Annotated in this window: 15 protein-coding genes; 11 read left to right on the top strand and 4 right to left on the bottom strand. The window is 45.2% G+C overall.

Annotated features, from left to right (window positions below; all coding sequences use genetic code 11):
- Nucleotides 1-20: 20 nt before the first annotated feature.
- Entirely contained in the window at nt 21-716 is a 696-nt protein-coding gene (locus ACQCVH_RS04660; RefSeq protein WP_426834662.1) for a hypothetical protein, read from the bottom strand.
- A gap of 86 nt (nt 717-802) precedes the next feature.
- On the bottom strand, nt 803-1,414 hold the full coding sequence (locus ACQCVH_RS04665; RefSeq protein ID WP_426834663.1) for a CPBP family intramembrane glutamic endopeptidase: 612 nt from the start codon (nt 1,412-1,414) through the stop codon (nt 803-805).
- Nucleotides 1,415-1,623: 209 nt separating this feature from the next.
- Between ACQCVH_RS04665 and ACQCVH_RS04670 the strand changes: the two genes are divergently transcribed.
- The gene (locus ACQCVH_RS04670) at nt 1,624-2,292 is read left to right on the top strand and encodes an oxidoreductase (protein ID WP_426834664.1); all 669 of its coding nucleotides are present in this window, start codon (nt 1,624-1,626) and stop codon (nt 2,290-2,292) included.
- Between the two features lie 289 nt (nt 2,293-2,581).
- Here the strand turns inward: ACQCVH_RS04670 and ACQCVH_RS04675 are convergent, their stop codons facing one another.
- Entirely contained in the window at nt 2,582-2,770 is a 189-nt protein-coding gene (locus ACQCVH_RS04675) for a YkvS family protein (RefSeq protein WP_426834665.1), read from the bottom strand.
- Nucleotides 2,771-2,987: 217 nt separating this feature from the next.
- On the opposite strand from ACQCVH_RS04675, the gene ACQCVH_RS04680 reads away from it, so the two are divergent.
- Both ACQCVH_RS04680 and ACQCVH_RS04685 read left to right on the top strand, forming a co-directional pair.
- Complete coding sequence (locus tag ACQCVH_RS04680) at nt 2,988-3,182, top strand: hypothetical protein (protein WP_426834666.1); 195 nt, start codon at nt 2,988-2,990, stop codon at nt 3,180-3,182.
- 36 nt (nt 3,183-3,218) lie between these two features.
- Nucleotides 3,219-3,959: an SDR family NAD(P)-dependent oxidoreductase gene (locus ACQCVH_RS04685; RefSeq protein ID WP_426834667.1), complete on the top strand. Its 741-nt coding sequence runs from the start codon at nt 3,219-3,221 to the stop codon at nt 3,957-3,959.
- Nucleotides 3,960-4,162: 203 nt separating this feature from the next.
- Here the strand turns inward: ACQCVH_RS04685 and ACQCVH_RS04690 are convergent, their stop codons facing one another.
- Nucleotides 4,163-4,543: a PilZ domain-containing protein gene (locus ACQCVH_RS04690; protein WP_426834668.1), complete on the bottom strand. Its 381-nt coding sequence runs from the start codon at nt 4,541-4,543 to the stop codon at nt 4,163-4,165.
- Between the two features lie 174 nt (nt 4,544-4,717).
- On the opposite strand from ACQCVH_RS04690, the gene ACQCVH_RS04695 reads away from it, so the two are divergent.
- The 8 genes from ACQCVH_RS04695 (at nt 4,718) to ACQCVH_RS04730 (ending at nt 12,883) form a co-directional block, all read left to right on the top strand.
- Entirely contained in the window at nt 4,718-5,653 is a 936-nt protein-coding gene (locus ACQCVH_RS04695) for an AAA family ATPase (protein ID WP_426834669.1), read from the top strand.
- A 1-nt stretch (nt 5,654) separates the two neighbouring features.
- Nucleotides 5,655-6,848 carry a DUF58 domain-containing protein gene (locus ACQCVH_RS04700; RefSeq protein ID WP_426834670.1) on the top strand — a complete coding sequence of 398 codons (1,194 nt, stop codon included), beginning with the start codon at nt 5,655-5,657 and terminating at the stop codon, nt 6,846-6,848.
- The gene (locus ACQCVH_RS04705; protein ID WP_426834671.1) at nt 6,849-8,135 is read left to right on the top strand and encodes a hypothetical protein; all 1,287 of its coding nucleotides are present in this window, start codon (nt 6,849-6,851) and stop codon (nt 8,133-8,135) included.
- 55 nt (nt 8,136-8,190) lie between these two features.
- The gene (locus ACQCVH_RS04710) at nt 8,191-8,472 is read left to right on the top strand and encodes a hypothetical protein (protein WP_426834672.1); all 282 of its coding nucleotides are present in this window, start codon (nt 8,191-8,193) and stop codon (nt 8,470-8,472) included.
- A 358-nt stretch (nt 8,473-8,830) separates the two neighbouring features.
- The gene (locus ACQCVH_RS04715; protein WP_426834673.1) at nt 8,831-9,097 is read left to right on the top strand and encodes a phosphocarrier protein HPr; all 267 of its coding nucleotides are present in this window, start codon (nt 8,831-8,833) and stop codon (nt 9,095-9,097) included.
- The gene (ptsP, locus tag ACQCVH_RS04720; protein WP_426834674.1) at nt 9,097-10,812 is read left to right on the top strand and encodes a phosphoenolpyruvate--protein phosphotransferase; all 1,716 of its coding nucleotides are present in this window, start codon (nt 9,097-9,099) and stop codon (nt 10,810-10,812) included. The genes ACQCVH_RS04715 and ptsP overlap by 1 nt, the downstream gene beginning before the upstream one ends.
- 707 nt (nt 10,813-11,519) lie before the next feature.
- Nucleotides 11,520-12,302, top strand: coding sequence for an SDR family oxidoreductase (locus ACQCVH_RS04725; protein ID WP_426834675.1), 783 nt, complete (start codon nt 11,520-11,522; stop codon nt 12,300-12,302).
- A 122-nt stretch (nt 12,303-12,424) separates the two neighbouring features.
- Complete coding sequence (locus ACQCVH_RS04730; RefSeq protein ID WP_426834676.1) at nt 12,425-12,883, top strand: hypothetical protein; 459 nt, start codon at nt 12,425-12,427, stop codon at nt 12,881-12,883.
- Nucleotides 12,884-13,067: the final 184 nt, after the last annotated feature.

Genomic DNA, 13,067 nt, shown 5'->3' on the forward strand with positions numbered 1-13,067 from the left:
GATTCATCGGCCTGTTTTCCTTATTTATCTGCTGAAATGGTTTTTGCCATTTGAATAAATGCATCTGTGTGATCAGCATCATTTTTTGTGTAGATGCTCAGCTTAAGCGGCTGTTTATCGTTTTTAATCAAGTAGACCGCTGCTTTATCTTCTTCTGAAGCTGCTTTATAAATGATCGCATCCTGGAGGAATTCGTCATCAGAAGCTTCTGCAGACTGCACCTCACTGCTTACCGCTGTAAGCTGGGATTTTGCATTTTCTTCAGCCATTTCCCAGTCTGTATCTTCAGGAAGCAGCTCGATCCTCATGAATACTTGATCATTTTCGGTCAGATAAAGGACATCCTTATTAGGCTCTTCAGCTGTCAGTTCGTATGAAGGAAGGACATATAAGCTATAGTTCTGGTTGTCGCTTTTTTCAAGGACTGCAGTTTCTTCCGTCATCTCTCCATTCACCTGGTATGACAGGGATTTTTCCTGCGGCATTTCAGAGCTGTCTGTTTCCGCGGTTTCTTCCCCTTCAGACTGATCATCCGTCTGCTCGGTGCCTGCACCATTTGAATTGTCACCAGTTTCCTGGGTGCCGTCTGTTGTACCCGCGGTTTCTTCTGTATTGGTTCCATTGTCTCCACTGCCTGTGTCTTCTGAGGTTCCACACCCGGCAAGTGCGAGTGAAAGGATCCCTGTAGCCAGCAATAGTTTTTGAAGTGTGTTCATTTTGGCATTCCTCCTGTATATCATGCAGTTTTATAATAGAGTAGACGATGATTATCGGCAAGAAGTTACAAATTTTGCTGATTTCATCAGTTGAGCGGCAAGATAATGAAAATCAATAGATCGAATATGAGATGAGAGACAATGACCAGAGGCAGGCTTCTCTTCCATGCATACAGATATCCCCAGAACAGCCCGGCTGCAAGGGCGGCCAGCGCAAGGACCGGATAACCGGAATAGAAATGGACGGAGGCGTACAGCAAAGCAGCCAAAGGCACTGCCCATCCTGGTCTTATGCAGCTTTGCAGGCGTTTTTGAACAAAGCCCCGCCAGAAAATTTCTTCGCCCGGGATGATGACAAGGATCAGGACGATATAATGCCAGATCACTTCCGGGGAAAGGCGGCTGTACAATCTGCCGATTTGGCTTGCGAATGGCAGGTTCATAATCTCTATCAGGAAATGGCCTGTCCAGAATAATCCATAGAGGAGAATTCCGGAAACTGCCCCATAGAATAGGTAAGATCGGAAAGAAGCCTCATCCTCCACTTCTTCTGTCATAATTGAATAGCTGATCAGAAACAGCATGGAAGCGGTGAAAATATACCAAAATACGGCCCTGTCCTGAAAAGTGAAAAACAGTAACAAATGGGCAATCATGACCCCAAGGACCAGTTTTATATCAATTGAGCCAATTTTCATTCATGATCTCCTTTCAGCCAGGTGGAAAAAATAAAAGCGGGTTTACGGTGCAATGCTATTTATGCTGTATAATCAGTAAGTAAGCTGTTGGCTCGTACAATATATTGGCGTTCTAACAAACCAATCACTATTTTATCAAAAAAAGAAAGCACTCTGCTACTACTTTTGTGCATTGAACTGTTCTGAAACTGCATTCAGGAGGGAAAAAGATGCGAAAAGCATTAATTTTAGGCGCTACCGGCCTGACAGGGGGCCATCTTTTGGAGCTGCTCCTGGTCAGCGGCCAGTACTCACAAATAAAAGTGATCAGCAGGCGCCCGCTCAGCATAGAGCATCCAAAACTGACGGTATTTATTGGGGATTTCAGCAGTCTTGAAGAGATGGAGGAAGCTTTCGAGGCTGACGATGTATTCTGCTGTATTGGCACCACCATTAAGAAGGCGGGAAGCAAAGAAGCTTTCCGGCAAACAGATTTAGAGTATCCCATAAAGGCAGCACTGCTTGCACAAAAAGCAGGCGCAGCCAGATTCCTGATCATATCGTCAATGGGGGCAGACCCTAACTCTATGTTTTTTTATAGCAAGGTAAAAGGACAGATGGAAGAACAGCTTAAGATGATGAATGCTTTCAGCCTCCACATTTTCCGGCCGTCCCTTCTTGCCGGTGATAGGGCAGAGTTCAGGCTGGGGGAAAAAACCGGAGAGGTTTTCTTAAAGGCCGCAGGGCCATTTATGAAAGGAAAGCTTCAAAAATATAGATCCATCCAGGCAGCCGATGTGGCAAAAGGGATGGCAGCCGCCGGAATCCAGGATAAGGAAGCCCGCAAGGCTGCAAGGATATATGAATCAGATGAAATAGCCCGCCTTGCAGAAAAGTAAAAAACCTCCGCCTGACTGCGGAGGTTTTTTACTTTTTATTGTTTAGGGGTTTATAAATTGTAAGTCTTGTGGACCATTATCACTTATCAACATCCAGCAGCTGCGCCGGAGTCACAAGCCAAACTTCCCAAAAAGGCAAAGGCGCCTTTCAGGGAGGCTCGTTTTGAGGCCCCCAGTAAGGGGATCATGCAGACGTTGCCACAGGACGTGGCGTACTTGGTCTGCGTTTCTTAAGGGTGGATAAAGGTGCCTGTGCTTTTGTTCTTATTGCAGCGCTTACATTTTGCTGTCAAAATACCGATTCTTTAATGACTTTGTAGTTTTTATGGTTAACAACAGTCCTTTGTTCCAATTCAAGATCACGATAGTCATCCATGTATGTAAGGTCGACAATCACCGAATTCTCGTTCACTTTTTCAACTATGCCCTTCAGGCCTTCCCTGAATTCAATCACGTTACCGACTTCTGCTCTCTTCATAGAACCTCTTCCTCTCCCATGTTTGTTTCTTCTCTAAAAGCTTATTAACATTTTGCACTACTTTTTGAATTTCGTAAAGAATTTTGAACATTTTTAACTGAAATTTCCATTTTTTCGGGGTTCACACAAACTGCATAACTGCCATTCTGCAGGTATTTCCGTGGAAATTCTTATAGTAATTTGGTATACAGGTAGTATGTGAAAAGGAGGTATTGGCTTGGAACAAAACTTGGTGAACGATTTGCTTGATAAGCTTAAAAACGGTGAACTTTCGGAGTACTATGTAAAAAAAGAAGATTTCCTTGAGTTTCGGAGTGTACTTGTCAGCCGCCCGGACTTTAAGCATTTCCGCGGCATAGGCCAGCGGGGCGGAGATGTATTGTATCAGTATGTTTCTGAGCCCCGCAGCTGAAGGATAAATATAAATAGGAAGGGAGACGATGCAGCATTGAAGTTTAAAGACAGGACAGTATTCATTACCGGTGGTGCTAATGGTATTGGCAAGGGCATTGCCAAGTCATTTGCTGAAGAGGGTGCAAAGGTAGTTATTGCAGATATAGCTGAAAAGGAAGGAGCAGAGCTTGAGGAGGAGCTGGCATCTGAAGGCAGGCAAGCCTTTTTTGTGTATATGGATGTGAGAGATGAAAGAAGCGTTATAACTGCAATGGAAAAGACAGCCGCTCAGTATGGAAATATAGACATTCTCATCAATAATGCCGGGATTTCAAAGTTCATTTCATTTACGGAGATGACATTGGATGAATGGGATGAGATTCTCCAGACTAATTTGCGGAGTGTTTTCCTCTGCAGCAGGGAAGCTGTGAAGCTGATGAAAAATGGAGGCTCAATCGTGAATATGGCTTCCACCCGGGCATCCATGTCTGAGCCTGACACAGAGGCTTATTCGGCATCCAAAGGAGGAATCACGAGCATTACCCACGCTCTGGCAAGAACCTTGGCAGACAAGGGAATAAGGGTTAATTCCATTAGCCCGGGCTGGATAGAAACAAGGCATTATGATGAATTGAGGGAAAAGGACCATAGCCAGCATCTCTCGGGAAGAGTAGGAAAACCGTCTGATATAGCCCGCTGCTGCCTCTACCTTTGCGATCCGGAAAACGATTTTGTAACCGGTGAAAACATCGTGGTCGATGGGGGAATGACCAGGAAAATGATGTACGAGGAATAGCAGGATTCCTTCTAGTTTTTCCTCAGCAGCAGGATGCTGAAAATGAAAATAGTCCCAACGAAAATCAGGCAGCTTAAGAGATGGGAAAACATATGAAGCCTCCTCATGTGATTTATTCCATCATATAGGGGATTCATAATGTTTCCGTTGCATGAACGTAAAGTTCCAGTAAAAAAACTCCAGCAGAATGCGGCTGGAGTTTTTTATCTGGATTTGTAAGAGCCGGCAGCCTTTCGGGTATACTCTTTAAGCTGCTGGATGATCTCAAGGCTTTTTTCGCTGCCTTCTGCAGATACGAAGCCATAGATGCTGCTGTTCCATTCGTGCTTTTGCCATACCGGCTCGCCGGTCATGGTGATGAGGGAATCGTTGATGATAAAAGAAATTTCCATCAGCAGCTTTTTTTCTCTTACCGGAAGGTCCATGGCAGCCTTGAAACGCATGCCATTCGGGCTTAAATCCATAATCTCCGCTGTACCTGGCCTCGCCTCGACCGGTTTATCGTCAATTTTAATAATCCTGAAGGACCCAAGGAGCGGCTTCGGGAATTGAAATCGGAATGGCTCATCCCGTTTATATCTCATATGATCACCTTAGTTATTTTATCTGTTAAATCCTGTAAGTTTATTGAATCACCAGAACGTCTATTTTGCAACCATTTTCTCCGCTAAGGCTATTTCTTCCAAACACTTGCTATGCTTGCATAATTACATGTTATATTTAAATAGACAAAATATTAGAATTTTAGAGGTGTGCAAATGCTTGATAAAATAGAAAAACTGAAAAGCGAAATAGGAAAGGTAATAGTCGGCCGGGATAAAGAAGCAGAATTGCTGGTGATTTCCCTCATCTTCAATGGCCATGTGCTTCTTGAAAGCGTGCCTGGGACAGGCAAGACACTAATGGCAAAAACATTCTCAGGAACATTCGGGGGAAGGTTCTCGAGGATTCAATTTACACCTGACGTACTTCCGAGTGATATAACCGGGATCCAATTTTTTAATCCGAAAAGCCATGAATTTGAGTTCCGTCCAGGGCCCATACTTGCCAATATTGTTCTTGCTGATGAAATAAACAGAGCTACCCCGCGTACACAGTCAAGCCTGCTTGAGGCTATGGAAGAACGCCAGGTAACAATCGACGGACATACATTCAGGGCGGAAGAACCCTTTATGGTCATTGCCACGCAGAATCCGGCTGAGTCGCAGCAAGGGACCTTTCCTCTGCCGGCTGCGCAGCTTGACCGCTTTTTCATGAGAGTTAAACTGGGCTATCCCAGCCTTCAAGAAGAAAGAATGATATTAAAGGGGAAAAGGAGGCCGTCAGGACCAGTCACTCAGGCTATAAGCATGCAGGAACTTGAAGGATTGAGGGAGGCAGCAGCACAGATACATATATCAGAAGAGCTTGAAGGCTATCTGCTCGAAATTGTCAGGAAGACGAGGGAAACCCCTGCCATTGAACTTGGGGTCAGTCCAAGGGGTTCACTTGCCCTGCAGAGGGCTGCAATCGGCGCTGCACTGATAAAAGGCAGAAGTTATGCCGTCCCGGAGGATATAAAGGAGATGGCACCATATGTGCTGGCACATAGAATCTATCTAACCGCCGAAGCATCCCTTACAGGCACAGAGGAAGAAGTGATCAAAAAGATCATCGATTCAGTTGAAGTTCCTGTTGAAGCAGGTGCCCGCTAGAATGGATTGGAAAAAGTATACGGTCGAAAACCGGTCCATGCAGATCATGTCTGCACTTGCCCTGCTGCTGGTTTTGCTTAGCCTTTATTTGGCTTCGGCGATTTTGTTCCTAATGTCCACTTTGTATTTTTGTGTGCTCCTTGCCAACAATTATTATTTGAAAAAAATGGGGGAAGGGGTTGAATTTGAAAATAAAGCTGTCAGGAAAAGGATGTTTATTGATGAGCATCATGAATGGGAGCTGGATTTTGTAAATAACGGACTTCCAATATTGAATGCACGGCTCTATATATATTTCGATGATATTGTAATCCCCTTGAAAGGTGCGCAGCAGCCGAGATTTTCAAAATACGAGCTATCCATTCCATTCACTCTGCCAAGAAAAGGGGAATATTCCGTCCGGGTTCCATTTTCAGCCGGCAGGAGGGGGCTGGCGAAAATCCGCAGCATGGAGCTGCGGATTCCCCATTTCTTCGGTTTTGGCGAGACAGTGCTTGAATACAGGGCAATGATCTCCCAGGAAGCGCTCATCTACCCGAAAAGGCTGCCCGTTGAAAACAAGGAAGAGTTTGTTTCAGCAAAACCGGGATATGAAGCTGCCAGGCATACACTTTTTCAGGATGTGATGTCTCCTGCCGGCACGAGGAATTATGTGCCGACTGACAGCTTCAATCAAATACACTGGAAAGCAACGGCAAGGAGCCAGAGCATTCAGACGAAGGTATATGAAACGGTCTCTGAAAAAGGCCTGCTGCTTTCTTTGAATTTATCCGAAGGGTACTCCATTACTCCGAGGCTTGAGGAGCTTCTGAGCTGTTCGGCCGAGCTGGCATATACAGCTGCAAAATATGGCATTCCCTTTGCAGTCTGCATAAATATCAGGACAGCAGGACCCATCCCCTTTCAATATATACCTGCCGGGACCGGAAAGGCGCATCTGCAGAAAGTGCTGGAAAGCTTTGCGGTTGCAGGCTATCATTCTGTTCTGTATCCATATGACAAGATGGCTGCCCATTATACAAGGCATTTTGCCCTGCAGCCTTATATTATCCATGGAGGCTCCAAGCCGCAGGCTGGAGAAAAGTACTTTAAAGAATTGGAACAGAATGGATTTACAGTGCTGGAAATGCAGCTGCTGGAGCAAAAAGCCTGGATAAAGCCGTTGTCAAAACCTATTCATAAAGAGGTGGTTTAGGTGCCGGGAATCAAATGGCATCCCTATATGACGCTCATTTCGGAGGCTGCTCTTGCAAGCATGCTGCTCTGCCCTGTCTTTATGCCCTCAGGCGACTGGCTGCCGGTATTATATTCGTTTTCAATCCTGGCAGCATCAGCCTTGCTGTTTTTCTACCTGCTGAATGCTGGAGGAAGCAGAGGGAGCCTGCTGTTTTTTGCCGCTGTACTGCCCTTTATCTTCATTAGCGGAACCCTTCTTGGCTTTTCGTGGTTCGCCCTGCTATGTTTCGGTGTGCTTGTGTTCTGGCGGACTGAATCTGCTTATAAAGACCCTGGGGGAAGTTCTGACAGTAATCTTTTCCTTCTTGTTTTCGCGGGCGGCTTTGCCGTCATCCTGGCGGCTGTTTTTCTGGATCCCGCATGGATAAGCAAGGTGGTTTGGATGGTCGTCCTCCAGGAAGCCTTTATTATCACAGCAGGATTCTTCTCAAGATTGGCCGCCTCCGGAACTTCCAAAAAAAACAAAGGTCTTCTCATTCGTGATTTTGTCCTTGCCATGCTGGGGATTTTTGCGATGGGAGTGGCGGCTGTGTTTGCTATTCCCGCTGTCAGCGGGCTGTTCTTTTCACTGATGAGGGGCATTGCTTACCTTTTTGGCGCAGCAGCATCTCCATTTTTCCAATGGGCCGAAAAACGCGACTGGAGCGTAAATTTAAATGAAGAACCTGAACGCCAGGAGGAGCAGCTGGATGAGAGCAGGGAACAGCCTTTGATGGAAGAACAGGGCCAGGGATTTGAAATGGTGCTCGCAGCAGCTGCTGCTGCCTTTCTTATTTTTATCATGTATTATTTATATAAGAAAAGGAAGAAAACCTCCGATGGTGTGATGCAGGATAAGGAGAAATCATATATCACTGTCGAGCGGGAGCCTGGCAGCGATGGAGGGCTGGACCGCGGAAGAAAACGGACAGAGGCGCCTTTAGACCCTGTCAGGAGGGAAATCTACCAGCTCGAAGCATACAGTGATAAACTGCAGCTCGGCAGAAGGCAGTCCGAAAGCTTTCCGGAGTGGATGAAAAGGATCGGCCTGCATGTTGATCCCTTTACCAGCAGCGTATATGAAAAAGTAAGATACGGAGAAAAGCTGGCTGACGCCGCTGAAGCTGCTGCTTTTCTAAAAGAGATTGCCTTATTGAAAAAAGATCTGAAGCGGGTTCATCTGCATCTTGTTAAAGAGGGTGAACTATCGTCAGGCAGATTCCTGGGCATTTTACAAAAAAAGCAGCTGAAAGGACGCAAATCCTAACATCTAAAGAAGCCTCCTGCATATAAATCTAAAAAGCATGGAGGAGGCGGCTTAAATGGGATTATCAAGACAAGAACGTCTTTACAGGATCATGGCCCTTGCAGATTCAATATTAGAGGAGCTGGTCGAAGACCGGACTGAATTCGGGGAAAAGGATTTGAAGCAGGCGGCCGAACTGCTTGCAAGGTGCGTGAAAGAAATGGCGAAGCTGCAGTCACAAGGTACAGAGAACACTCCATATGAATATGAGGCAGCCATTAATAAGCTGAGAGTAAGTTATAATATCCTCTTTTTGGGTAAAGAAAAGAAAACTATGGCAAATGAAAGCGTTTTATAAAAAAAATACCTGCAAATCCTTAAAAAATAAGGCATTAACGTTGTCTAAGACGGGAGGAAATGCTATTCTTTTTTTTGAGATGTTGGTTGTCTGATGACTTGAAAAAAAGGCGACTAAACTATACTTAATTTCATACATGAATAAACCATAGATGGAAAAAATACTATTGCGTGGATAAATAAATGCAATATGTACTGGCGCTTTTGGCCTGTTCCATTTAGAACGGAATGCGGCTTTTATGGGCGTTTCCGGCAACTGCTTAGTCGTTTTGGCATTAATGAGTTAAGATTAAGTTAGTAGGCAACAAACTCATATACATCTTGCTATGATTAATTAATTTTAAAGGAGACTGATCTCAATGGTTGAAAAACAATTTAAAGTAACGGCTGAAACTGGAATCCATGCTCGTCCAGCTACACTATTGGTTCAAACTGCAAGCAAATTCGATTCTGATGTGCATTTAGAATATAAAGAAAAAAAGGTTAACTTAAAGTCAATCATGGGTGTTATGTCTCTTGGTGTCGGCCAGGGCGCTGATATTAAGATCATTGCTGAAGGAAACGACGAAGCTGAGGCTGTAAAAGCACTTGAAGAGACTCTAACAAAAGAAGGACTTGCTGAATAATGAGCTTTCTACAGGGAATTGCAGCTTCAAGCGGCATTGCGATTGCAAAAGCATACCGTTTGGTAGAACCTGACCTGTCTTTCAGCAAAAAGACGGTTGAGGATGCAGACAGTGAAGTCGGCCGCTTTCAGCAGGCTTTGGCCACTTCCAAATCAGAGCTTGAGGCAATCAGGGAAAAAGCGGAAAAAGACCTTGGCGCAGACAAAGCGGCTATCTTTGACGCACATCTCCTGGTACTCAGCGATCCGGAATTAATATCACCCATCGAAGACAAGATCAAGACAGAAAAAGTGAATGCTGAACAAGCATTGAAGGAAACAGCTGATATGTTCGTCAGCATGTTCGAACAAATGGACAATGAGTATATGAAGGAACGCGCAGCAGACATCCGCGATGTCACCAAGCGTGTGCTTTCCCATTTGCTTGGAGTCCAGGTCGTCAATCCAAGCATGATTGCTGAAGAAGTGATCATCATTGCGGAAGACTTGACGCCGTCTGACACTGCGCAATTGAACAGGCAGTTTGTTAAAGGGTTTACAACCGATATCGGCGGAAGGACCTCCCATTCAGCCATCATGGCCCGTTCAATGGAAATACCTGCGGTTGTCGGTACTAAGACAGCTACAGAGGAAATCCAGAATGGCGATATGGTGATTGTTGACGGTCTTACTGGCCAGGTTCATGTGAATCCTACCCCTGAGGCAATTGAAAGCTACAAAGAGCAAAATGCTGCCTTTGAAGCACAGAAAGCTGAATGGGCAAAGCTTGTCAACGAAAAGACGGTATCAGCAGACGGCCACCATGTGGAACTGGCTGCCAATATCGGAACGCCTAAGGACCTTAAAGGAGTCATCAATAACGGCGGTGAGGCTGTAGGCCTCTACCGTACAGAATTCCTTTATATGGGCAGGGACCAGCTTCCGACAGAGGAAGAGCAGTTTGAAGCCTATAAAGCTGTCCTTGAAGGGATGGAAGGAAAGCCCGTTGTAGTCCGTACACTGGATATCGGCGGGGATAAAGAGCTTCCTTACCTGAACCTCCCGAAGGAAATGAATCCTTTCCTTGGCTTCCGTGCGATCCGCCTGTGCCTCGAAGAACAGGATATCTTCCGTACGCAGCTAAGAGCATTGCTGAGAGCGAGCTCTTACGGAAATCTGAAGATCATGTTCCCAATGATCGCTACTCTGGATGAATTCCGCCAGGGGAAAGCAATCCTTGAAGAGGAAAAGCAAAAGCTTGCATCCGAAGGCGTGAAAACAGCTGATAAGATTGAGCTTGGCATCATGGTCGAAATTCCATCGACTGCTGTCCTTGCCGATCAGTTTGCCAAAGAGGTGGACTTCTTCAGCATTGGCACGAACGATCTTATCCAGTATACAATGGCAGCGGACAGGATGAATGAAAGGGTATCTTATTTATACCAGCCATATAATCCGGCCATTCTGCGCCTTGTAAAAATGGTGATCGATGCAGCTCATAAAGAAGGCAAATGGGCCGGCATGTGCGGTGAGATGGCAGGGGACGAGACCGCCATTCCTCTTCTGCTCGGCCTCGGTTTGGACGAGTTCTCTATGAGTGCCACTTCCATTCTGAAAGCACGCTCGCAAATTCTTCGCCTGTCAAGGGAAGAAATGAAAAAGCTTGCCGAAAAGGCGCTTCAGATGGGGACAGCTGAGGAAGTAGTGGCAGCAGTTAAACAGGCAACACAAAAATAAAATCTTTTTTTAAAAAAAGGTTTTAATCTGATAAACACGGGGAATATGCAGAGTAAGCACTTAAGCAAGATGTAAGCTGATCATTCTCATTTTCCCCCCTTACTGACCGACTGGCATTGCCAGTCGGTATTTTTTTTGTTAAGGAATTTATAATTTGCAAGTCTTGTGGATAATAATCAATTCTTGATCCACGTCCAGCAGCTGCGCCTGCCCCCCCTTGAGGTCTCAATCCAAACCTCCCAAAAAGGCAAAGACCGCCTTTCCGGGAGGTTGGTTCTTTAGGCGCCCAGGAAGCTGGTCATGCAGACCTTGCCACAAGTCTTGGTGTTCTTTGTCTGCGTTCCTTAAGGTGATCAAGGTGCTTGCGCTTTTGTCCTGTCCATAAAGCTCCGCCATAAGAAGAAGAAAGCATTCAGACCAGAGGAGGAGCTAAATCCATCCTCTTGATTGTTACTGATCCGTTTCCAAATTTTTATAATAAAAGCATAAGAAACGGAAGGATGCTGATAAAAATGATTAGCATGATCATCAGCTTTTTTACTAAAGATAGATATTCCCAATTGAAAGAAAAACAGAGGAATGAACTGTATATTTCACAAAGCCCGTTTTTAAGCAGGGTCCTCCATTGAGCCTGATGCACCATCTGTGTAATTTGCCTGTATATTCTGTATAATGTTGCTATGAATAAATGTACAGGAGGCTGACTAATGGAATTGAATCTAAAAGGGAAAACGGCGCTTGTCGCTGCTTCCAGCCAGGGACTTGGAAAGGCGATTGCAGAGGCGCTTCTAAAAGAAGGCGCGAATGTTATGCTGGCAAGCAGGGACGAGGCAAAGCTGAAGAAAGTTAAATCAGAGCTTGAGAATCTTGGCGGTGAGGTGGACTTCATACGCGCAGACGTCACTTCAGAAAACGATATAAAAAATATGGTAAAAGCTGCGGCTGAACGTTTTGGAGGAATCGATATTCTGGTCAATAATGCTGGAGGCCCTCCATCAGGCTCTTTTGAAACACTTTCAGATGAACAATGGTTCCAGTCATTCGAGCTTAACCTGCTCTCATATGTGCGAAATATAAGGGAAGCACTGCCTTATCTGAAGAAAAACGGCGGAAAAATCATTAATATCGCTTCTTCCTCCATTAAAGAACCGATTCCGGGACTGGTGCTGTCCAATACATTCAGAACAGGGATAGTCGGGCTTTCTAAGACTCTGGCCCAGGAATTTGCTCCATACGGCATTCTTGTGAATACACTGGCTCCGGGGAGGATTGATACGGACAGGGTAAAGCATCTGGATCAGGTGAATGGGGAAAAAGCGGGTGTCTCCCCTGAGGAGATGAAGGAGAAATCAAAAAAATCCATCCCGCTCAATCGCTACGGAACACCCGAAGAGTTTGCAAAGGTGGCTGTTTTTCTGGCCTCGGATGCAAATACCTATATGACAGGAAGTTCCTTTCTTGTGGATGGGGGCATGGTTAAATCCATCTAAAGAACAAGCCGGGAGAAATCCCGTCTTTTTCTTTAGAGCGCAACAGTAGAATTTTCCCTTTTTGGAAATTAGCGTTTAAGATAGCAGACTATAGGAAATGGTAATGGCAAGGAGGTGTGTTTATGAAATTATTGGTGCCGCTCCTCTTCCTATTGTCTGCTGCCATCTTGCCAGGCTGCATGCCTGCAGACGAAAAGGCGATTGTAAACAGGCATGCAGAAGCTTATTTGACGAACCAGAATGAGCTTCAGTTCCGCTTTAAGCTTAACAGCCAGATCTTAAGCGGGGAAGAGCTGTTCAAGGTAAAGGTATTAATACATAACAAAAGGCTTGCAAAAGCGCTCGGTACAAAAGAAATCATTTACGGCGCAGACTCTGTATATGATGGACAGTATATGGAAGCTGAAGAAAATGGCGGAGAAAAAATGGTTTATATGGATCCTATCCCTCTTCAGCAAGATTTGCTCTCCTCGGACATTGAACAGATGATCTCAAGCAATCAGGCTGTATCGGTTGAAGTGTATAATGATCAAAAAGTCATTGCGGAAGCTTATCTGACCAACTTTTCAACCCAGTTTTAAGGTTTGCTTTCCTGCTAAGCGGGTAAAGAGCTGTACGTGCATAAAATTGGGGATAGACCAGGCAGCAGCTGCCTGGTCTTTTGTCATTCATCAGAGAGCTGGCAGCAGCGGGACTTGAAGAAAGCTGATCTTTTGCTGATATGCTACAATCTAAATGCAGACATAAGCAGAGAGGGGAATGGAA

The sequence above is a fragment of the Bacillus infantis genome (assembly GCF_050107595.1).
GTDB classification, from domain to species: domain Bacteria; phylum Bacillota; class Bacilli; order Bacillales; family Cytobacillaceae; genus Bacillus_AB; species Bacillus_AB infantis_C.

Bases quoted from the DNA above. Each gene is read 5' to 3' on its own strand.
- ACQCVH_RS04725 (WP_426834675.1), top strand. From the start codon at position 11,520: ATGGAATTGAATCTAAAAGGGAAAACGGCGCTTGTCGCTGCTTCCAGC.
- ACQCVH_RS04730 (WP_426834676.1), top strand. From the start codon at position 12,425: ATGAAATTATTGGTGCCGCTCCTCTTCCTATTGTCTGCTGCCATCTTG.
- ACQCVH_RS04710 (WP_426834672.1), top strand. From the start codon at position 8,191: ATGGGATTATCAAGACAAGAACGTCTTTACAGGATCATGGCCCTTGCA.
- ACQCVH_RS04660 (WP_426834662.1), bottom strand. From the start codon at position 716: ATGAACACACTTCAAAAACTATTGCTGGCTACAGGGATCCTTTCACTC.
- ACQCVH_RS04700 (WP_426834670.1), top strand. From the start codon at position 5,655: ATGGATTGGAAAAAGTATACGGTCGAAAACCGGTCCATGCAGATCATG.
- ACQCVH_RS04715 (WP_426834673.1), top strand. From the start codon at position 8,831: ATGGTTGAAAAACAATTTAAAGTAACGGCTGAAACTGGAATCCATGCT.
- ACQCVH_RS04690 (WP_426834668.1), bottom strand. From the start codon at position 4,543: ATGAGATATAAACGGGATGAGCCATTCCGATTTCAATTCCCGAAGCCG.
- ACQCVH_RS04665 (WP_426834663.1), bottom strand. From the start codon at position 1,414: ATGAAAATTGGCTCAATTGATATAAAACTGGTCCTTGGGGTCATGATT.
- ACQCVH_RS04675 (WP_426834665.1), bottom strand. From the start codon at position 2,770: ATGAAGAGAGCAGAAGTCGGTAACGTGATTGAATTCAGGGAAGGCCTG.
- ptsP (WP_426834674.1), top strand. From the start codon at position 9,097: ATGAGCTTTCTACAGGGAATTGCAGCTTCAAGCGGCATTGCGATTGCA.
- ACQCVH_RS04695 (WP_426834669.1), top strand. From the start codon at position 4,718: ATGCTTGATAAAATAGAAAAACTGAAAAGCGAAATAGGAAAGGTAATA.
- ACQCVH_RS04670 (WP_426834664.1), top strand. From the start codon at position 1,624: ATGCGAAAAGCATTAATTTTAGGCGCTACCGGCCTGACAGGGGGCCAT.